Annotated in this window: 20 protein-coding genes; 6 read left to right on the forward strand and 14 right to left on the reverse strand. The window is 71.6% G+C overall.

What is annotated here, in order from left to right; translation table 11 throughout:
- Window positions 1–18: 18 nt before the first annotated feature.
- Complete coding sequence (gene cysS / locus ACWD4A_RS16365; RefSeq protein ID WP_451194335.1) at window positions 19–1,413, reverse strand: cysteine--tRNA ligase; 1,395 nt, start codon at window positions 1,411–1,413, stop codon at window positions 19–21.
- Window positions 1,414–1,585: 172 nt separating this feature from the next.
- On the opposite strand from cysS, the gene ACWD4A_RS16370 reads away from it, so the two are divergent.
- Window positions 1,586–2,734 (forward strand): acyltransferase family protein, encoded by a 1,149-nt coding sequence (locus tag ACWD4A_RS16370; RefSeq protein ID WP_451194337.1) that lies wholly within the window; start codon window positions 1,586–1,588, stop codon window positions 2,732–2,734.
- A 172-nt stretch (window positions 2,735–2,906) separates the two neighbouring features.
- Window positions 2,907–4,124: an acyltransferase family protein gene (locus tag ACWD4A_RS16375; protein WP_451194339.1), complete on the forward strand. Its 1,218-nt coding sequence runs from the start codon at window positions 2,907–2,909 to the stop codon at window positions 4,122–4,124.
- A gap of 58 nt (window positions 4,125–4,182) precedes the next feature.
- Here ACWD4A_RS16375 and ACWD4A_RS16380 read toward each other — a convergent pair whose 3' ends face one another.
- The 4 genes from ACWD4A_RS16380 to ACWD4A_RS16395 all read right to left on the reverse strand — a co-directional run bounded on the left by ACWD4A_RS16380 (window position 4,183) and on the right by ACWD4A_RS16395 (window position 6,718).
- Window positions 4,183–4,590: a PPOX class F420-dependent oxidoreductase gene (locus ACWD4A_RS16380; RefSeq protein WP_451194341.1), complete on the reverse strand. Its 408-nt coding sequence runs from the start codon at window positions 4,588–4,590 to the stop codon at window positions 4,183–4,185.
- Window positions 4,591–4,672: 82 nt separating this feature from the next.
- The gene (gene ispF / locus ACWD4A_RS16385) at window positions 4,673–5,176 is read right to left on the reverse strand and encodes a 2-C-methyl-D-erythritol 2,4-cyclodiphosphate synthase (RefSeq protein ID WP_451194343.1); all 504 of its coding nucleotides are present in this window, start codon (window positions 5,174–5,176) and stop codon (window positions 4,673–4,675) included.
- Window positions 5,163–5,933, reverse strand: coding sequence for a 2-C-methyl-D-erythritol 4-phosphate cytidylyltransferase (gene ispD / locus ACWD4A_RS16390; protein WP_451194345.1), 771 nt, complete (start codon window positions 5,931–5,933; stop codon window positions 5,163–5,165). Before ispD ends, ispF begins: the two co-directional genes overlap by 14 nt.
- 302 nt (window positions 5,934–6,235) lie before the next feature.
- Window positions 6,236–6,718, reverse strand: coding sequence for a CarD family transcriptional regulator (locus tag ACWD4A_RS16395; protein WP_003953493.1), 483 nt, complete (start codon window positions 6,716–6,718; stop codon window positions 6,236–6,238).
- 545 nt (window positions 6,719–7,263) lie between these two features.
- Here ACWD4A_RS16395 and ACWD4A_RS16400 point away from each other — a divergent pair.
- Window positions 7,264–7,953 carry a DUF461 domain-containing protein gene (locus ACWD4A_RS16400; protein WP_451194347.1) on the forward strand — a complete coding sequence of 230 codons (690 nt, stop codon included), beginning with the start codon at window positions 7,264–7,266 and terminating at the stop codon, window positions 7,951–7,953.
- A gap of 71 nt (window positions 7,954–8,024) precedes the next feature.
- On the opposite strand, the gene ACWD4A_RS16405 is transcribed toward ACWD4A_RS16400, so the two are convergent.
- Both ACWD4A_RS16405 and ACWD4A_RS16410 read right to left on the reverse strand, forming a co-directional pair.
- Window positions 8,025–8,705: a response regulator transcription factor gene (locus ACWD4A_RS16405; RefSeq protein WP_017242433.1), complete on the reverse strand. Its 681-nt coding sequence runs from the start codon at window positions 8,703–8,705 to the stop codon at window positions 8,025–8,027.
- A gap of 58 nt (window positions 8,706–8,763) precedes the next feature.
- Window positions 8,764–9,999, reverse strand: a complete 1,236-nt coding sequence (locus tag ACWD4A_RS16410) for a sensor histidine kinase (RefSeq protein ID WP_451194349.1) — start codon at window positions 9,997–9,999, stop codon at window positions 8,764–8,766.
- Between the two features lie 199 nt (window positions 10,000–10,198).
- Between ACWD4A_RS16410 and phoU the strand changes: the two genes are divergently transcribed.
- The gene (gene phoU / locus ACWD4A_RS16415; protein WP_451194351.1) at window positions 10,199–10,888 is read left to right on the forward strand and encodes a phosphate signaling complex protein PhoU; all 690 of its coding nucleotides are present in this window, start codon (window positions 10,199–10,201) and stop codon (window positions 10,886–10,888) included.
- Window positions 10,889–11,191: 303 nt separating this feature from the next.
- On the opposite strand, the gene ACWD4A_RS16420 is transcribed toward phoU, so the two are convergent.
- The 3 genes from ACWD4A_RS16420 to ACWD4A_RS16430 all read right to left on the reverse strand — a co-directional run bounded on the left by ACWD4A_RS16420 (window position 11,192) and on the right by ACWD4A_RS16430 (window position 13,558).
- Complete coding sequence (locus tag ACWD4A_RS16420) at window positions 11,192–11,884, reverse strand: class F sortase (protein ID WP_451194353.1); 693 nt, start codon at window positions 11,882–11,884, stop codon at window positions 11,192–11,194.
- 25 nt (window positions 11,885–11,909) lie between these two features.
- Window positions 11,910–12,593 (reverse strand): hypothetical protein, encoded by a 684-nt coding sequence (locus ACWD4A_RS16425; RefSeq protein WP_451194355.1) that lies wholly within the window; start codon window positions 12,591–12,593, stop codon window positions 11,910–11,912.
- Between the two features lie 203 nt (window positions 12,594–12,796).
- Entirely contained in the window at window positions 12,797–13,558 is a 762-nt protein-coding gene (locus ACWD4A_RS16430) for a phosphoglyceromutase (protein WP_451194357.1), read from the reverse strand.
- 153 nt (window positions 13,559–13,711) lie between these two features.
- Between ACWD4A_RS16430 and ACWD4A_RS16435 the strand changes: the two genes are divergently transcribed.
- Window positions 13,712–14,971 carry an MDR family MFS transporter gene (locus ACWD4A_RS16435; RefSeq protein ID WP_451194359.1) on the forward strand — a complete coding sequence of 420 codons (1,260 nt, stop codon included), beginning with the start codon at window positions 13,712–13,714 and terminating at the stop codon, window positions 14,969–14,971.
- A 146-nt stretch (window positions 14,972–15,117) separates the two neighbouring features.
- On the opposite strand, the gene ACWD4A_RS16440 is transcribed toward ACWD4A_RS16435, so the two are convergent.
- Both ACWD4A_RS16440 and mshA read right to left on the reverse strand, forming a co-directional pair.
- A complete protein-coding gene (locus tag ACWD4A_RS16440; RefSeq protein WP_451194361.1) occupies window positions 15,118–15,609 on the reverse strand; it encodes a YbjN domain-containing protein in 492 nt (163 codons plus the stop codon).
- Window positions 15,602–16,963, reverse strand: coding sequence for a D-inositol-3-phosphate glycosyltransferase (mshA, locus tag ACWD4A_RS16445; RefSeq protein ID WP_451194363.1), 1,362 nt, complete (start codon window positions 16,961–16,963; stop codon window positions 15,602–15,604). Before mshA ends, ACWD4A_RS16440 begins: the two co-directional genes overlap by 8 nt.
- A gap of 139 nt (window positions 16,964–17,102) precedes the next feature.
- Here mshA and ACWD4A_RS16450 point away from each other — a divergent pair, with 139 nt between their 5' ends.
- Window positions 17,103–17,909 (forward strand): class I SAM-dependent methyltransferase, encoded by an 807-nt coding sequence (locus ACWD4A_RS16450; protein WP_451194365.1) that lies wholly within the window; start codon window positions 17,103–17,105, stop codon window positions 17,907–17,909.
- 179 nt (window positions 17,910–18,088) lie between these two features.
- Here the strand turns inward: ACWD4A_RS16450 and ACWD4A_RS16455 are convergent, their stop codons facing one another.
- Both ACWD4A_RS16455 and ACWD4A_RS16460 read right to left on the reverse strand, forming a co-directional pair.
- Window positions 18,089–18,502: an NUDIX hydrolase gene (locus ACWD4A_RS16455; protein ID WP_451194367.1), complete on the reverse strand. Its 414-nt coding sequence runs from the start codon at window positions 18,500–18,502 to the stop codon at window positions 18,089–18,091.
- On the reverse strand, window positions 18,499–19,563 hold the full coding sequence (locus ACWD4A_RS16460; RefSeq protein WP_451194443.1) for a CHAD domain-containing protein: 1,065 nt from the start codon (window positions 19,561–19,563) through the stop codon (window positions 18,499–18,501). The genes ACWD4A_RS16455 and ACWD4A_RS16460 overlap by 4 nt, the downstream gene beginning before the upstream one ends.
- Window positions 19,564–19,587 lie beyond the last annotated feature (24 nt).

Raw genomic sequence — 19,587 nt, forward strand, 5'->3', positions numbered from 1 at the left:
GTCGCTCCGGGCAGGCCGTCAGGACAGGGACCAGCGGGGGCCCGCCGGGGTGTCCTCGATGGCGAGGCCGGCCTGCTGGAGCTGGTCGCGGATGGCGTCGGCGGTGGCGTAGTCCTTGCGGGCACGGGCGGCCTGGCGCTGTTCGAGCACCAGCCTGACCAGGGAGTCGACCACACCGTGCAGGTCGTCGCCGCGCCCGCCGGCCGCGCCCGCCCACTGCTCGTCGAGCGGGTCGAGACCGAGGACGCCGAGCATGGCGCGGACCTCCGCGAGCCGTGCGACGGCGGTCTCCTTGTCGTCGGCGGTGAGCGCGGAGTTGCCCTGACGGACGGTGGTGTGGACGATCGCGAGGGCCTGGGGGACGCCCAGGTCGTCGTCCATGGCCTCGGCGAAGGCGGGCGGCACCTCGGCGGCGGGGGCGACCGGTCCGGCCTTCTCCACCACGCGCTGGATGAAGCCCTCGATGCGCGCGAACGCGGACTCCGCCTCGCGCAGCGCCTCCTCGCTGTACTCGATCATCGACCGGTAGTGCGGGGTGCCGAGGTAGTAGCGCAGGACGATGGGACGCCAGTGCTTGACCATCTCGGAGACGAGCACGGAGTTGCCCAGCGACTTGGACATCTTCTCGCCGCTCATGGTGACCCAGGCGTTGTGCACCCAGTAGGCGGCGAAGTCGTCGCCGAAGGCCTTGGCCTGGGCGATCTCGTTCTCGTGGTGCGGGAAGATCAGGTCCAGGCCGCCGCCGTGGATGTCGAAGGCCTCGCCCAGGTACTTGTGCGCCATGGCCGAGCACTCCAGGTGCCAGCCGGGGCGGCCGCGGCCCCACGGGGTCTCCCAGGAGGGCTCGCCGGGCTTGGCGGCCTTCCACATGGCGAAGTCGCGGGGGTCGCGCTTGCCGGTCTCGCCCTCGCCGGACGGCTGGAGGAGGTTGTCCAGCTCCTGGTTGGAGAGCTGGAGGTAGCCGGGGAACGAGCGGACGTCGAAGTAGACGTTGCCGTCGGCCTCGTAGGCGTGGCCGCGCTCGATCAGGCCGCGCATCATCTCGACCATCTCGGTGACGTGACCGGTGGCGCGCGGCTCGACGGTGGGCGGCAGGCAGCCGAGGACGTCATAGCCGCTGTTGAAGGCGCGCTCGTTCTCGTAGCCGATCGACCACCAGGGGCGGCCCTGCTCGGCGGACTTGTTGATGATCTTGTCGTCGATGTCCGTGACGTTGCGCACGAGGGTCACGTCGTAGCCCCGGTGGGTGAACCAACGGCGCATGATGTCGAAGTTCAGACCGGAGCGGATGTGCCCGATATGCGGTGCGGCCTGCACGGTCGCGCCACAGAGGTAGATCGAGACACAGCCCGGCCTGAGCGGGGAGAAGTCACGGATCTGCCGGGCGCTGGTGTCGTACAGGCGAATGGTCACGCAACCAGGGTAGTGGGCTTCGGGCAGTGCGCTGAGCACATGGACCATTGGTTCGTAAGACGGAACGGTTTGCCCGTTATTTGCTTATTGCGGCAAAAATATAAGTTTGCATGGTAACTTCCGCGGCACGGACGCGACTTCCGACGAGTCACCGCGGATCCCTGGAGGGGTGTTGCACTCCACTCTGCCGGTACAGCACGAGCACCCGGAACGGCCGGGCCCGCCGCACGGGCCGGCGGTGCCGGACCGCCGGGCGGGGAGCGGGGAGCGGCGCGGACGGCTGGCCGCACTGGACGGGCTGCGGCTGTTCGCCGCGCTGATGGTGGTGGCGTACCACTACGTGGCCTTCGGCAGCGGCGTCTGGGAACGGCCGTCGCCGGTGGTCTTCCCGACGGCCTTCCTGCCCGCGTCCTACGGCTGGCTGGGCGTGCAGCTGTTCTTCCTGATCAGTGGCTTCGTGATCTGCATGAGCTGCTGGGGCAAGAGCGTCGGACAGTTCGCCGTGTCACGCGTCACCCGCCTCTTCCCCGCGTACTGGTTCGGCGTACTCGCCGTGGCACTCGCCGTCCTTCTGTGGCCGGCAGCGGATGAAACCCTCCGCCCGAGGGACATCGCCGTCAATCTGACGATGCTCCAGTCCCCTTTGGGGGTGGATTCCGTCGACGGCGTCTACTGGACGCTCTGGGTGGAGATGCGCTTCTACCTGCTCTTCGCCCTGGTCGCCTGGCGCGGGCTGACCTACCGGCGGGCCGTGGGCTTCTGCGTGGTCTGGGGCCTCGCCGGGTCCGTCGCGACGGCGGTGCGGAACCCGGTGCTCGACGAGGTCCTGATGCCGGACGACTGCTGGTTCTTCATCGCGGGCGTCGCCTTCTATCTGATGTACCGCTTCCGCCCGAACCTGGCACTCTGGCTCATCGTGGGCTGCTGCTTCCTCGTCGCCCAGCACGCCCTGCTGGACGCCCAGGCGCGAGCGGAGGGCCACATGGGGCAGCACGTTCCGCACTGGCCGACGACGGCACTGCTGTCCGTGTTCTTCCTCGCACTGACGGCGGTGGCACTCGGCCGGACCCGGTGGCTGGACCGGCGGTGGCTGACCACGGCCGGGGCGCTGACCTATCCGCTCTATCTGATCCACGAGCGCGCGGGCTGGCTGATCATCCGGCATACCGCGGGCCAGGTCCCCCGCTATATCCTCCTGCCCGCGCTGGTCCTGGGGATGCTCCAGGCCGCCTGGCTGGTACACCGGTACGTGGAGCGTCCGCTGGCGGACGCCCTGGGCCGCGGCCTGCGCCGGGCCGCGACGGAAATCCGGGCGGGGTGACCTGCCTTGTACGGATATCCACGGGCCCCGACAAGATCGCCTGCGGGCGGGGCTTGGAAATACGCCAGAGACAGGAGATAACTGTCACGGCAACGCCAGGGCTTCCTATGTCAGCATGCGTGCGAATGGGCCTGCGTAGGATGAGCCGACTAAGCCAATGGGAGAGGACGACATGCGTTTCGCCAGACGAGGTGAACTCGATGGCGGCCGGGCAGCCGTCCAGCAGACCGCACCACGGCTCTACGTCCTGGACGGGCTCCGCATCATCGCGGCCCTGATGGTCGTGACGTTCCACTACGTCGCCCTGCGCGGCGGCTGGGGCCGTGACACCCGGGAGATCTTCCCCTACTTGCACGCGGTCGCCCAGTACGGGTGGACCGGCGTCGAGATCTTCTTCTTGATCAGCGGCTTCGTGATCTGCATGAGCACCTGGGGCCGGACCCTGGGCGACTTCGTCGTCTCCCGGGCCTCGCGGATCTACCCGGCCTACTGGGTGGCGATCTTCCTCACCGCGGGCGTGGTCACCCTGTGGCCACAGGTGCGCCAGGTGCAGAACTGGGACGTGGTCCTCACCAACCTGACCATGCTCCAGTCCGGCGTGGGGGTCTGGGACGTCGACGGCGTCTACTGGACGCTCTTCATCGAGCTGAAGTTCTACGTCCTCTTCGCGGTCGTCGTCGCCACAGGCGTCACCTATCGCAAGTGCGTGCTGTTCTGCGGCCTCTGGACGGTCGCCGCGGTCACCGCGTCCAGCGTGGACAACAAGATCCTCGACATGTGGGCGATGCCGCTGTACGCGCCGTACTTCATCGCGGGCATCGCGTTCTACCTGATGTACCGCTACCGGCCCACGGCGCTGCTCTGGGGCATCGTGGCGGTCTCGCTGCTGCTCGCCCTGCACCACGTCCCGAAGCGGGTGGCGGACAACGCCAGCCGGACGGTCGAGACCTGGCCGGCCTCCCTGATCATCGTCATCGCGTTCGTGCTGATGGCCCTGATCGCGCTGGGCGCCTTCAACCGCGTCCAGTGGCGCTGGCTGGCGACCGCGGGCGCGCTCACCTACCCCGTGTACCTGATCCACCAGTACATCGGCATGACGGTGATCTACGCCCTGCGCGACCGCATCCCGCCGCATGTGCTCGTACCGGCGCTGGTGGTGGCGATGCTCTGCGCGGCATGGCTGATGCACAAGTACGTGGAGCGGCCGCTGGGCAAGCGGTTGCGCAAGGGCCTGCTGAACGGCATGGACGAGATGCGGCGCAATTCCGCACCGCCCACGCCCGCGGCCGCGCCGTCCCGCGAGGGGCTCGCCGTCCCGAAGCGGGTCCGGCTCTACGAGCCGGCCGAACCGGACCGCGACCGCGTGGGCGCGGGCAAGTCCGAGAAGTGACGCACGTGGGGCGGGCCGGTTCTCCGGCCCGCCCCACGTCTTCGCGGCCCGCCCGGGGTCAGATCGAACCGACGACCTTGCTGGGCGTGACGCGGACGACCACACGCTCCGCGTCGTCCTTGGCGGCCGGGTTGAAGTCCGCGTAATCCTTCCCGGTGTACTTCCGGGACAGCATGTCGATCAGCTCCGCTCCCCCCTCGGTGGTCAGCGTCGCGATCCCCCGCACCTCCGCGTACGTGTACGGCGCGTTGTGCGGGTTGATCATCACGCCCACCCGCGGGTCCCGCCGCAGGTTCCGCTCCTTGCGGCGGCCGACGGTCGTGGAGATCAGCAGGTCGTCGCCGTCGCGCGTGACCCAGGTGACGGTCAGCTGGGGGCTGCCGTCGGGCTGGACCGTGGCCACGGTGGCGAAGACGGGGCTGTCGTCGATGAGCTTCTTCAGGTCGTCGGAGAGTTCGGCTGACACGGCGCGGTCCTTCCCTCGGGTGACGGCTGGCGCGTACGCCCACGCGCGTTTCACCGTATGCCCCCGAGGGCCGGAGAACCGGTCAGATCCGGGGAAAGACGAGTGCCGTGGCGATGGCCGCCAGGCCCTCCGCACGCCCCGTGAGGCCCAGACCGTCGGTCGTGGTGCCGGAGACCGACACCGGGGCGCCGATCGCCGCGGAGAGGGCCTTCTGCGCCTCCTCGCGCCGCTTGCCGATCTTCGGGCGGACGCCGATCACCTGGACCGAGACGTTGCCGATCTCGAAACCGGCCGCCCGGACGATCCGCGCCGCTTCGGCCAGCAGGGTGACGCCCGAGGCACCGGACCACTCGGGGCGGTCCGTGCCGAAGTGCGCGCCGAGGTCACCGACACCCGCGGCGGAGAACAGCGCGTCGCACGCGGCGTGCGCGGCGACGTCGCCGTCGGAGTGGCCCGCGAGGCCGTGCGTGGCGTCCTCCCAGAGCAGGCCCGCGCACCAGAGCTCGCGGCCCTCCTCGAAGGCGTGCACGTCCGTGCCGATGCCCACGAGCGGGATGATCCGGGCGTAGGGGCTAGTACCGGACATTGGCCCTCCTGCGGGCGAGTACGGCCTCGGCCAGGACGAGGTCCAGCGGCCGGGTCACCTTGAATGCCTCCTCATGGCCGGGCACCACGACGACGGGCCTGCCGAGCCGCTCCACGAGCCCGGCGTCGTCCGTCGCGCCCTCGCCGTCCGTGGCGACCTGCCGGTGCGCCTCGTCGAGGGTGCGGCGGTCGAAGCCCTGCGGGGTCTGCACGGCCCGCAGCAGGGCGCGCTCGGGCGTCCCGACGACGGGCTCGGGCTCGCCCGCGGCGTCGCCCGTGCGCGGTTCGACCTGCTTGACGGTGTCGGCGAGGGGCAGCGCCGGGACGACGGCGGGCGCGCCGTCCCGCACGGCGGCGACGACGGCGTCGACGGTGTCGACGGGCACCAGCGGCCGCGCGGCGTCGTGCACCAGGACGACGTCGATGCCGGCGGGGAGGGCCGCGAGGCCCAGGCGCACGGACTCCTGGCGGGTACCGCCGCCGGGGACGACGAGGACCTCGGCGGGGTCGTGGCCGGTCAGCGGATGGGCGTCGAGAAGGTTGCGCACCTCGGCCGCGCCCTCCGGCGGGGCGACCACGACGACGAGGGAGACCGCGCGGGAGGCGGCCATCGCCCGGACGGCGTGGACCAGCATCGGAGTGCCGTTCAGCGTGCGCAGGGCCTTGGGGGCACCCGGGCCGAGGCGAACGCCGCGGCCCGCCGCGGGGATCACCGCGGCGGTGCGCGAAGGAGTGACGGCGGGGGCTCGATCAGACATTGCGTTGGCGTTCAGGTTTGCTTCCTCGGCCGAATTGGGTATGGCCTCAGCGTGCCGGGCACGACGCCCCGACCAGCCCCTTCCGTGACACTGGTCGGGTCGACTGCCCGGGCCCGGCACGCCAAGCACGACGTGAACAATCGGCGCCTCGGCGCCGCCCCGGAGCGCAAGATGCCGCAGCGCCCGGCGGATGACGGTCGTCATCGCGCGGGCACCGCGGCACTTCTTTACGTCCGGCACCTGCCGCATCGCATGGGCACCGCTGCACGTTCTGCACGTTCAGCGGCGCGTCCAGCGCTGCGTCAGGAGGCGAGAACCTCGTCGAGCAGGGCCTCCGCCTTGTCCTCGTTGGTGTTCTCCGCGAGGGCGAGCTCGCTGACCAGGATCTGGCGCGCCTTCGCGAGCATGCGCTTCTCACCGGCGGAGAGACCGCGCTCGCGCTCGCGACGCCACAGGTCACGGACGACCTCGGCGACCTTGATCACGTCACCCGACGCGAGCTTCTCGAGATTTGCCTTGTAGCGGCGGGACCAGTTCGTCGGCTCTTCCGCATACGGTGCGCGGAGCACCTCGAAGACCCGGTCCAGCCCATCCTGGCCGACCACATCGCGCACGCCGACGAACTCCGCATTGTCCGCCGGCACCCGAACCGTCAGGTCACCCTGGGCGACCTTCAGCACCAAGTAGGTCTTGTCCACGCCTTTGATCTGGCGAGTTTCGATGGCCTCGATCAGCGCGGCCCCGTGATGGGGATAGACCACGGTGTCGCCAACCTTGAACGTCATGTGACAGGTACCCCTTCCGTGGCTATCCAGTCTAACACGGGAACTGCCCGTTCTGAATGGCGTTTCCGCAGGTCAGGGCATATCTCGGGGCTTGACAACAGCAACCGGAACGTGCTGCGGGAGGGTTCCGGAAGCGGGTATTCGCAGGTCGGAGCGGTTCTTCGGGCAAGGGGAAACGGGCACGTTACAGGCGTACGGAGTGCCTCGCGAGCGGTCGAACGTCCCGTTTTGCCGGGGTCCGGTCGGCGGACTTCCGCTACTCCGTTCGGGGCCGGGCCGTCTTCATCGCCCGGATTCGGGAATTGATCACCTCCGTCTTGATCAATTCCCGAACATCTTCCCGGAAGCCCCCGCATTCCCGGCCGATAAACCCCCGCACCACGCGTCACCGGATCACCCGGGACGTTGATGGCGGATATTCGGCCATGCCGCCGAGCGGGGCCGAGTTGACCATGGGGGCGGGTCGGGTGCGAGGGGCCCGAGGGGCCTCGGTAACCTAAGCGCGCTGACACACCTCTTACTTCGTCCAAGGAGATGCCGCCGCCGTGAGCAGCAGCCTTCGACGCGGCGTTCTCGCCGCTTCCGCCCTCGTGCTCTCGATCGCCTCGCTCTCCGCCTGCGCGGCGGGCAACAGCGCGCAGACGCTGGAGGTCAAGCCGGACAACGCCGCCACCCAGGTCGGCGACATCAAGCTCCAGAACCTGAACGTGATCACCCAGCCGGACCTGGAGTCCAAGGGCCCGGCCGTGATCACCGGCAAGCTGTTCAACAACGGCAGCAAGGACCAGACGCTCAAGACGGTCTCCCTGGCCGGCAAGAACACGAGCGTGAAGATCACCCCGGCGGGTGGTTCGGGCCAGCTGGTCGTGCCCGCGCACGGCTCGGTCGTCCTCGGCGGCAAGGGCAACGCCGCCGTGGTCCTGCCGAACGGCCGCGAGGCCCTCAAGGACGGCGAGCAGCAGAAGCTGACCTTCACCTTCAGCGACACCGGCGACGTGAGCATCGGCGCGTTCGTGGTCCCCGCGAAGAGCTACTTCAAGGAGTGGGGCCCCGAGTCCGAGGCTCCCGCCTCGGCGCCGTCCACGAAGCCGAGCGGCCAGGCGGGCAAGCCCGGCAGCGAGGCGTCCACGGGCCCGTCGGGCGCCCCGGGCGCGCAGCAGGGCGGCGAGCACCGGTCGGGCGCGCCGGGCACCGGTGAGCAGTCCCCCCAGGGCGGACAGCACGCCGGTCACTGACCGCACGCGGAGGGGCCCGGAAGCAGTCGCTTCCGGGCCCCTCCGCTCATGCTCGTGGCGCGCCGCGCGGTCTACGGCTCGAACTTGTAGCCCAGGCCGCGGACCGTCACCAGGTAGCGGGGCGCGCCCGGGTCGGGCTCGATCTTGGCGCGCAGCCGCTTGACGTGCACGTCGAGGGTCTTGGTGTCGCCGACGTAGTCAGCGCCCCAGACCCGGTCGATGAGCTGCATCCGCGTGAGCACGCGGCCCGCGTTGCGGAGCAGCATCTCCAGCAGGTCGAACTCCTTGAGCGGCAGGTCGACCTTGCCGCCGGACACCGTGACGACGTGCCGGTCGACGTCCATCCGTACGGGGCCGGCCTCCAGGGCCGCGGGGGTGACCTCCTCCGGTTCGCCGCGGCGGCGCAGGACGGCCCTGATGCGGGCCACCAGCTCGCGGGAGGAGAAGGGCTTGGTCACGTAGTCGTCGGCTCCTATCTCCAGGCCGACGACCTTGTCGATCTCGCTGTCCTTGGCGGTCACCATGATGACCGGCACATTGGAGCGGCCGCGGAGCTGGCGGCAGACCTCCGTGCCGGGCAGGCCGGGGAGCATCAGGTCGAGCAGGACCAGGTCGGCGCCGTTGCGCTCGAACTCGTCCAGCCCGTCGGGCCCGGTGGCCGCGACGGCGACCTCGAAGCCTTCCTTGCGGAGCATGTAGGACAACGCGTCGCTGAAGGATTCCTCGTCCTCGACGACGAGCACACGGGTCACGGGTGGACCTCCGGTCGGGTCTCTGTGGGGGCAACGGGGGTCGTTCCCCGAACGCGGGTCACGGAAGCACCTCCGGGGTGGGGAGGTGCTCGCTGATGAGAGTGTCGTCGATGCGGCGGGGGTGACGGCGGTCCCGGTCGCGGACCGAGCCGGCCTCCGGGAGCCGCAGGGTGAAGGTGGAGCCCTGGCCTTCGGCGCTCCAGACCGTGACCTCCCCGCCGTGCGAGGCGGCCACGTGCTTGACGATGGCGAGTCCGAGGCCGGTCCCGCCGGTGGCGCGCGAGCGCGCCGGGTCGACACGGTAGAACCGCTCGAAGATGCGCTCGCGGTCCTTCTCCGAGATGCCGATGCCCTGGTCGGTGACCGCGATCTCGATGAGGTCGCCGCCGGGGGCGGTGATGTGCCGGGCCGCGATGCCGACGCGCGTGCGGGCCGGGCTGTAGTTGACCGCGTTCTCCACGAGGTTGCCGAGGGCCGCGGCGAGCTGGCCGCGGCTGCCCCACACGTGCAGGTCGGCGGTGCCTCCCGCGGCCATCGTGATCTGCTTGGCGCCCGCCTGGTGGCGGCAGCGGTCGATGGCCTCGGCGACCAGCTCGTCCACCCTGACGGGCTCGGAGTCCTCCAGGGGGTCGTCGTTCTGCACCCGGGAGAGGTCGATGAGCTCCTGGACGAGGTTGGTCAGCCGGGTCGCCTCTATCTGCATCCGGCCCGCGAAGCGGTTGACCGCCTCGGGGTCCTCGGCGGCGTCCATGACGGCCTCGGAGAGCAGGGAGAGCGCCCCGACGGGCGTCTTGAGCTCGTGGCTGACGTTGGCGACGAAGTCGCGGCGGACGGCCTCGATGCGGCGGGCCTCGGTGAGGTCCTCCACGAGCAGCAGCACCAGCCGGGAGCCGAGCGGGGCGACCCGGGCCGACACGGCGAGGGCCTCGCCGCGCCCGGTGCCGCGCCGCGGGAGGTCGAGCTCGACCTGGCGTATCTCGCCGTCGCGGCGGGTGTCGCGGGCCATCTGGAGCATCGGCTCGACGGCGAGCTTGCCGCCGCGGACCAGCCCCAGGGCGTACGCCGCGGAGCTGGCCTTGACCACGGCGTCGGCCTCGTCGAGGACGACGGCGGAGGAGCGCAGCACGGAGAGCACGGTGTCCACGCCGGGGGGCAGCACGGCATCCGTGTGGAGTGAGCTGCGGGTCGGCCGGGCCTGGTCGCGCTCGCTCCAGCGGAACGCCAGCATGGCGATCACTCCGGTGCAGAGACCGGCGATCGCCGCCGCTGCGGCGACGGCCGCGTTCACGTTCATGAGTCAAGGTTATGCGGCAGGTACGACACCCCCACAGCCAAAAGAGTGCCCTCTCGAACACACGTTGCCGAGAGTTCACCTCGAGGACCGCGCCGGTTAACCCGGGGGGATGCGGGCCGTCGCGTTCCGGCCGGAACGTGGGGGCGTGGGCAGGCACGGCTTCCGCCCGCCCGCCGTTCACTCAGGAGAGAAGGTCAGGATGCGGGACGCGTACCACGAGGAGCTGGATTCGATCGGCGAGGGCCTCGTCGAGATGGCCCGGCTGGTGGGCTCCGCGATCGGGCGCGCCACCACGGCGATCCTGGACGCGGATCTCAAGCTGGCGGAGTCGGTGATCGCCGCCGACGCCAAGGTGGACGACCTCCAGCGCGACCTGGAGGCGCGGGCCATCGCCCTGCTGGCCCGCCAGCAGCCCGTCGCCACCGATCTGCGGATCGTCGTGACGTCCCTGCGGATGAGCGCCGACCTGGAGCGGTCGGGCGACCTCGCGCAGCACGTCGCGAAGCTGGGCAGACTGCGGTTCCCGGAGTCCGCGGTGCCGCGCGACCTGCACGCCACCATCCTGGAGATGGGCCAGCTGGCCCAGCGGCTGATGGCCAAGGCCGCCGAGGTGATCATCACCAAGGATGTCGACCTGGCGCTCCAGCTGGAGCAGGACGACGACGCGATGGACCTGCTGCACCGCGCGCTCTTCCAGCACCTGATGGACGACCGCTGGCAGCACGGCATCGAGACGGCCGTCGACGTGACGCTGCTCGGGCGCTACTACGAGCGGTTCGCCGACCACGCCGTCTCGGTCGCCAAGCGGGTGGTCTACCTGGTGACCGGCGAGCACGCCGACGAGCTCTCCCAGGGCGAGGGGCGTACGGGCGCAGTCGACGGCGCGTGACACCTGAGTGTGCTTCCGCACGCCCCCCACACGCCCGTACGTACGTACGCGGGGGGCATTGACGGCCGAAGCGGTCGGTCCTTGACTGAGGTCCTGTAAGACCACCTTCGAGGAGGTACCGCATATGACCCACACTCACGCGCCGGCGGCAGGGTGCCAATGTGGCCCCGGCTGCAACTGCGGCTGCCAGTCCGGCGGCTCCTGCCAGTGCGGCGGCGGCTGCGGCTAGCCCCCACTCGCACGCATCACTCATGACAGGGTCCCGGTCGGTCACCGACCGGGGCCCTTCCGTGCCGCCGGGCGCTACGCCAGCGGGGCGCGCTGCCGTTCCACGTTGCCCGTCAGGTAGGCGTAGACGACCACGTTCGCCTTGTAGCTCTTCGCGGCCTTGTCGTAGTCGCCGCCGCAGGTGATCAGGCGGAGCTCGGCGCGGTCCGGGTCGTCGGGGTTCCGGGGGCCGTAGACCTTGTCGTCGTCCCAGTGGTCGTTGGGGACGACCGAGACGTCCTCGACGGTGAACTCCGCGGTGGAGCCGTCCGCGCGGGCGACATTGATCTTGGTGCCGGGCTTGATGTTGCTGAGTTCGAAGAAGACGGCCGGGGCCTGGGTGGTGTCCACATGGCCCACGATGACGGCGACGCCCGGACTGCCGGGCTCGGGTCCGTCCTGGTACCAGGAGACGGCGTTGGCCCGCTCGTACGGGGGCGCCTCGACCCCGCCCTGGGCGTCGAGGCCGTGGCCTTCGACGGGGGCCTTGAGCCCCATGGTCTTGATGATCAGACCTTGTGGGCCCGCCCCCGGCAACGGTTCGTGTGCCGGGGGCAGGCCGTGCGCGGGAGGGTGGCTCTTGGCCGCGGTTCCACCGGTCCTACGGGCCTTGGCTGCGGGCTCGTCGGTGTCACCACTGCCGAACAGGCACAGGGCGAGCAGCATGGCCGCCCAGGCCACCCCTGTCAGCAGGCGCGTTGCGAAGCCACCTGTGCGCGGTTCTGACATGTCACCTGTTCTCTTCCCATTCCCATCACTGCTTCGCGGCAGCAGCCCGACGGCGGTACCAGAACATGCCGCCCGCTATGCCGGCCGTGGCTCCCGCGGCCAGGATGAGGACGGGGGTGTCGGTCGAGGACTCCGTCGAGGAGGCCATGAGCGCGGTGGCGCCACCACCCGCGTGGGCGTGCCCGTGCGGCCGGTGCTCGTCGTGCCGGCCCTCGTGGTCGTGCCGGCCCTCGTGGTCGTGCCGGCCCTCGTGGCGACCGTCGTGGTCGTGACGCCCGTCGTGGTCGTGGCGGCCTTCGTGGTCGTCACGGCCGTCGTGGCGACCCTCGTGGTCGTCACGCCCGTCGTGGTCGTGGCGGCCTTCGTGGTCGTGACGCCCGTCGTGCCGGCCGTCGTGGTCCTCACGGCCGCCGTCGTGGCGGCCGTCGTGGCCGTCGTCGTCGCAGTCGTCGTCCCGGTCGCCCCGGTCGTGGCGTCCGTCGTGCCGGCCGTCGTGGTCGTGACGCCCGTCGTGGCGGCCGTCGTGGTCGTGACGACCGCCGTCATGGTCGTCGTCGCAGTCCTCCCAGTCGTGGGTGGCCGGGAGCCCTGCCTGCGCGGCCGGCGTGGCGAGGTTGCCGAGGTTGCCGGCGGCGTAGGCGGGAGCTGCGGGAACCGCGCAGGCCGCGACGACCGCGGCGCCGCACAGAGCGGTACGGATTGAATCCATGGTGTTACCTCCTTGACAAGAGGCTCACCCCTGTGCTCCGCAACCGCATCCGCACCGTGGTCATCTTGCTCCAATCGGTGACCAACTCGCTCTGCGTCACCGGGCAGGAACCACGAAAAGGCCCTCCGGCCGCGGAATTCCACGGCCGGAGGGCCTTTTTCGTACGGGGTGTCGTACGGGGGTGTCGTACGGGGTGAGGCGGGTTACTTCTTCTTGCCCTGGTTCTTCACTGCCTCGATGGCGGCCTTGGCGGCCTCCGGGTCGAGGTAGGTGCCGCCCGGCTTGACCGGGCGGAAGTCGGCGTCGAGCTCGTAGGCGAGCGGGATGCCGGTGGGGATGTTCAGGCCCGCGATGTCGGCGTCGGAGATGCCGTCGAGGTGCTTGACCAGGGCGCGCAGCGAGTTGCCGTGCGCGGCGACCAGGACCGTGCGGCCGGCCAGCAGGTCCGGGACGATGCCGTCGTACCAGTACGGCAGCATGCGGACGACGACGTCCTTCAGGCACTCGGTGCGCGGGCGGAGCTCCGGCGGGATCGAGGCGTAGCGCGGGTCGTCGCTCTGCGAGAACTCGGTGCCGTCCTCGAGCGCGGGCGGCGGGGTGTCGTAGGAGCGGCGCCAGAGCATGAACTGCTCCTCGCCGAACTCGGCCAGGGTCTGCGCCTTGTCCTTGCCCTGGAGAGCGCCGTAGTGGCGCTCGTTCAGCCGCCAGGAGCGGTGCACGGGGATCCAGTGGCGGTCCGCGGACTCCAGCGCGAGCTGCGCGGTGCGGATGGCGCGCTTCTGGAGGGAGGTGTGGACCACATCGGGGAGCAGGCCGGCGTCCTTGAGCAGTTCACCGCCCCGGACAGCCTCCTTCTCGCCCTTCTCGTTCAGGTTGACGTCCACCCAGCCGGTGAACAGGTTCTTCGCGTTCCACTCGCTCTCGCCGTGGCGGAGGAGGATCAGCTTGTACGGTGCGTCGGCCATGCCCATGAGCGTAATCGAAGGCGGGGGTGGTGCCGCCCGCCCTGCCCGTGGTACGGACGATTGGCGGTGTCCGTCAATTGGCTGGCGCTCCGGACGTCTCCGTATGTAACTTGCGCTGACCGCAGGCGGAACTTACACATCGGGGGTCGGGGAATGTCCGTAGCGAGCGTCAGGCGCGCCGCGAAGGAGAGCGTCTCGGGGTTGCCCCGGGAATTCTGGTGGCTGTGGACCACCACCCTGATCAACCGGCTGGGGATCTTCGTCTCCATTTTCCTGGCCCTGTACCTGACGGTCGACCAGGGCTACTCGGCGTCGTACGCGGGTCTGGTGGCCGCCCTGCACGGGCTCGGCAGCGTCGTCTCCTCGATCGGCGCGGGCGTACTGACCGACCGCCTGGGGCGCAGACCCACCCTGTTGCTGGCCCAGACGTCCAACGCCCTGTCGGTGGCACTGCTGGGCTTCGTGCAGGGGCCGGTGGCCATCGCCGCCGTCGCCTTCCTGGTGGGCGCCGCGAGCAACGCCTCGCGGCCCGCCGTGCAGGCGATGATGGCGGACATCGTGGCCCCGGAGGACCGGGTCCGGGCGTTCTCCCTGAACTACTGGGCCATCAACCTCGGCTACGCGATCTCCTCGGTGGCCGCCGGGCTCATCGCCCAGTACAGCTACCGGGCCGGGTTCCTCATCGAGGCGGGCATGACGCTGGCGTGCGCGCTCGTCGTCTTCGCGAAGCTGCCCGAGTCCCGGCCGGAGGTGCCGGCGGCCACCGCCGCGGAGGAGCCGTCCGTCAGTCTGGGCACGGTGCTGCGCGACCGGCGCTACATGGGCGTCGTCGGGCTGTCCTTCCTGCTCGCCGTGATCTTCCTGCAGTCCTCGGTGGCGCTGCCCGTGACCATGGCCAGGGGCGGCTTCTCGACCAGTGACTACGGCCTGACCATGGCCGTCAACGGCGTGCTGATCGTGGCCCTGCAGATACCGGTGACCCGCTTCATCGAACACCGCGACCCGCAGCGGCTGCTGATCGTGTCCGCCCTGCTGGCGGGGTACGGGATGGGGCTCACCGCCTTCGCCGGTTCGCTCGGGGTGTTCATGCTGACCGTGGCCGTCTGGACGCTGGCGGAGATCGTCAACTCCCCCACCCAGATGGGCCTCGTCGTCCGGCTCTCCCCGGTGCACGGGCGGGGCCGCTACCAGGGGGTGTTCACGCTGTCGTGGTCGACGGCGGCGCTGGTCGCCCCGCTGGCGAGCGGTGCGGTGATCGACCGGTTCGGGGCGGGGACGCTGTGGGCGGGGTGCGCGGTTCTCGGGAGCGTGGCGGGGGTGGGGTATTGGGTGCTGATGCGGGGGCTCCGTGCGGAGGGCTCGGCGGCTACGGTGCCCGGCGTTCGGGAGGGTGCTGAGCCGGCGTCGGCTTGACGGTGGCCGGGGCTGCGCCCCGGAACCCCCCGTCCGGGTGCGGGCCGGTGGCCGGTTGTGCCCACCCTCCCCCAGCTACCGCTGGGAGGTGCCCCCAGCCCCGCGGAACGCCTGCCCACAACCAGGTTAGGAAGAACTCCAGTCCGTCAGTCGTCCGCTTCCGACGTCAGGCGGGTGAAGGCGTCCAGGTTGTGGGTGGATTCGCCCCTTGATGTGCGCCACGCGTATTCCTTGCGGATGGCGCTGGCGAAGCCCATTTCCAGGAGGGTGTTGAAGCTGCCGTCGGCGTTCTCCAGGACGGTGCCGAGGATGCGGTCGATCTCGTCGGGGGTCACGGCGGCGAGCGGGAGGCGGCCGACCAGGTAGATGTCGCCGAGGCGGTCCATCGCGTAGGCGACGCCGTACAGGCGTGTGTTGCGCTCCAGCAGCCAGCGGTGGACGGCCTCGTGGTTCTCGTCGGGGCGGCGCACGACGAAGGCGTTGACCGACAGGGAGTGCTTGCCGACGATCAGGGAGACGGTCGTCGACAGCTTGCGGGTGCCCGGGAGTTTCACCACATACGTGCCGTCGGCGGGGCTCTCCCATTCGAGCCCCGCCTCGTGGAACGTCTGCTCGATGACGGATTTCGCGTCAGACATGCGACGAGCGTAGGCGACGCCGCCGCTCGTGGATCGCCGCGGTGTACACGTCGGCCGTGGCGGCCGCGGCGGTGTCCCAGCCGAAGGAGCCCGCGTGCCGGGCGGCCGCCGCCCCCATCGCCCCGGCGAGCGACGGGTCGTCGGCGAAGCGGCCCAGCATGCGCGCGTAGTCGGCGGGGTCGTGGCCCGCGACGAGGAAGCCGCTGACGCCGTCCCGCACGGCCACGGGCAGCCCGCCCACGGCCGCCGCGACGACGGGGGTGCCGCACGCCTGCGCCTCCGCGGCCACCAGGCCGAAGGACTCGCTGTAGGACGGCATGACCAGCACGGACGCGGCCCGGTACCAGTCGGCGAGCTGCTCCTGGCCGACCGGCGGGCGGAAGCGTACGACATCGGCGATGCCCAGCCGGGCGGCCAGCTTGTGCAGTTCCTCGGGCCTGGCGAGGCCGCTGCCGCTGGGGCCGCCGACGACCGGGACGACCAGGCGCGAGCGCAGCCCCGGCCGCTCGTCGAGGAGGAGGGCGACCGCGCGCAGCAGGATGTCGGGGGCCTTCAGCGGCTGGATGCGCCCCGCGAAGAGCGGGACGAGCGCGTCGGCCGGCAGCCCGAGCCGCTCCCGGGCGGCGGCGCGCCCGTCGCCCGGCGTGAAGCGGTCGAGGTTCACGCCGGGGTGGACGACGGCGACCTTGCCGGGCGCGGCGTCGTAGTGCCGCACGAGCTCCTCCGCCTCGCCGTCGGTGTTGGCTATGAGCCGGTCGGCGGCCCGCACGATCTGCGTCTCGCCGATCACCCGGGCGGCGGGCTCGGGGGTGTCACCGGCGGCGAGCGCGGCGTTCTTGACCTTGGCCATGGTGTGCATGGCGTGGACGAGGGGCACGCCCCAGCGCTCGGCCGCGAGCCAGCCGACGTGACCGGAGAGCCAGTAGTGGGAGTGGACGAGGTCGTAGTGGCCGGGCCGGTGGCCCGCCCACGCCTGCATCACCCCATGGGTGAACGCGCAGAGCTGCGCGGGCAGCTCCTCCTTGGCCAGGCCCTCGTACGGCCCGGCGTCGATGTGCCGCACCAGCACCCCCGGGGCCAGTTCCACGGCGGGCGGCAGGGCGCCCGTGGTGGCCCGGGTGAAGATCTCGACCTCGATGTTGATCGCGGCGAGGCGCTTGGCGAGCTCGACGATGTAGACGTTCATGCCGCCCGCGTCGCCCGTGCCGGGCTGGTGCAGCGGAGACGTGTGCACGCTGAGCATCGCGATGCGGCGGGGTCGGCGGGGGCCGCCGATGCGGAGGAGGGGCGTATGGGCGAGGGTGCCGAGCGCGCGGCCACGGCGCGCGCCGAGCCGGGATGCGTACTGGCTCACCGTACGAGTCCTCCGTCCGCTCTTGATCGGGCATGCAGCGCGTTACAAGGGTGCAACGCTCCGGAGGCTCTCCCCCATTTCCGCTTTACCAAAGTGTGACCAGATCAGAGCGGGTGCGGCGGCGGCCTAGAGTTGAGGGGTGGCCAGCCGAACCGTTTCCCGCAGCCGTCCGATAGGGACGGCGACCCGCGGGACGACCAATCCGAACCGGCTGCGCCGCATGGACCGCTGGATCGCCCACGCCCACGGGCCCGCGCTGCGCCGCAGCGACGACCCCATAGCGGTCGACCTCGGCTACGGGGCCGCGCCCTGGACCGCGGTCGAGCTCCTCGCCCGGCTGCGCACCGTGTGCGCGGCGGCGGAGGTCGTCGGGGTGGAGATAGACCCCGCGCGGGTCGCGGCGGCGAAGCCGTACGAGCGGGACGGGCTGTCCTTCGCACACGGCGGGTTCGAGGTGCCGCTGGGCGCCGGGCTGCGGCCCGCGCTGATACGGGCGGCGAACGTGCTGCGGCAGTACGACGAGGACGAGGTCGCCGCCGTGTGGGAGCGGCTGTGCGCGCGGCTCGCGCCCGGCGGGCTGCTCGTCGAGGGCACCTGCGACGAGATAGGGCGGCGGCACGTCTGGGTGGCGCTCGGTCCCGAGGGGCCCCGGACGGTCACCTTCGCGGCGCGGCTCGCCTCGCTGGAGACGCCGTCGGACCTGGCGGAGCGGCTGCCGAAGGCGCTGATCCACCGGAACGTCCCGGGCGAGCCGGTGCACGCGTTCCTGCGCGACTTCGACCGGGCGTGGGCCGCGGCGGCCCCGTACTCCTCGCTCAGCGCGCGCCAGCGGTGGATCCGCACGGCAGCCTCCCTGAAGGCGGACTGGCCCCTGACGGACGGCCCCACCCGATGGCGTCAGGGCGAGCTGACACTCGCCTGGTCCGCGCTGGCCCCCCGCGGCTGAGCGCTCCGCTGGAAGTCCGGTACGTCGTCTGCGGGTGCGTCGTGGCTGGTCGCGCAGTTCCCCGCGCCCCTTCGGGACGCTACGAACCGCACCGGACTTCGCCATGCCCGCTCAGGTCCTGCCGCCGGACCCCCGCCGCCCTACCGGAGGGCGGGACGCGCCGGGCGGGCGCCGAGCCGTCACGCCACCCGCAGGGCGTCCAGGAGCGCGTCCACCAGCTCGCGGTCGCGGTCCTGCGTCAGGCGCGCCCGCGCGGCGAGCGGCGGCAGCCACGCGAGCCGGTCCACTTCCCGGTTGGGTACGAACGCGCCGCCGGTCGCCCGCGCCGCCCAGTAGCGCACCTCTTTCGGCCGCCCGGCGACCGCGTAGCGGGCCGTCGGCAGGGCCGGTCCCGGCGCACACGTCATGCCGGTCTCCTCCAGCACCTCCCGGACGGCCCCGTCCCGCGCGTCCTCGCCGCGCTTGAGCTTGCCTTTCGGGTGCGACCAGTCGTCGTAGCGCGGCCTGTGCACCAAGGCGATCTCCAGGCCGTCGTCGAGCGGGGAGCGGCGCCACAGCACGCACCCCGCCGCCCGGATGACGTCGTTCTTCACAGACCCGCCCCCAGCCGCTGCCAGTTCCGGCCGAACGCGAAGCGGGCCGCCTCCACCTCGTGCCGCTGGTCGGCGTGGAGGATGCCGAGCGCGTACGCGGTGGCGGGCGCGATCCTGGGCGTGCGTGCCGCCGAGGCGGCGGCGGCCGCGGCCTCGGCCGCGTCCCGGTGCCGGTCCAGGGCCTGGCCCGCGCTCAACAGGCCGACGGACAGGGCGGGTTCGACCTCGGCCTGCCGGTGCTCGTCGAGCACTTCCTGCGCGTACCGCCGCAGCCGTACGAGCCGCCGCACCTGGTGCCAGGGGGCGTCCTGGCGCCCCTCCGCGGGCGGCGCGTCGGAGGCCCCGGTCGCGGCCAGGCCGTGGGTGAGCGCCTCGGCGTTGTACGGGTGCCCGGCGACGGCCAGCGGCAGCGCCTCGACGGCCTCCACCAGCCGCCGGTGGGCCTGTTCCGCGAGGCGGGGCAGCGCCTCGCCCGCGAGGAGGTCGTGCGCGGCCGGGTCCAGCGGCACCTCGGAGGCGAGGACCGCGGCGGCGTCGGCGACGGCGTGGAACCGCGAGGAGCCCAGGGCCTGCAGCGCGGCGGAGTGCGCCCGGGTCCGGGCCAGCGTCAGCTGCCGCTCCAGCAGGGCGCCCGCGCGCGCGGCGCCGACCGTGAGCCCGCTCCAGGAGCGTTCCTCGCAGGGCGCGGCCCCGGACAGCCGGTGCAGGGCCCCCCGCAGCCGCGCCAGCCGCGCCGCGTAGGCATGCTCGCGCCCCAGCGTGCCCGACAACCACATGAGCTCGGACCGGAGTTGGTCCGTCCACTCCGTGTCGGTGAGCGGCCGGTAGACGTAGAGCACCCCGGAGAGCCGGCGGGCCGACCGGCGCAGCAGCCGGGCGGCCTCGGTCGCGTCCTCGGCACCGGAGCCGCCGGTGCCGCTGTCGGCGTGCAGCCGCAGGCTCCGCAGGAACTCCGTCGCCTGGCCGTGCAGATAGGCCGCGAGCACCTCGCCGGAGGTCGCCGCGCCCAGGGCGTCGGGGGCCGCGGCCGGTTCCGGCGGCGCGGGCTGCTGTTCCGTCATCACTTCCTGTCCCCCGGCCACGGT

It is taken from the genome of Streptomyces sp. NPDC002537 (assembly GCF_053594975.1).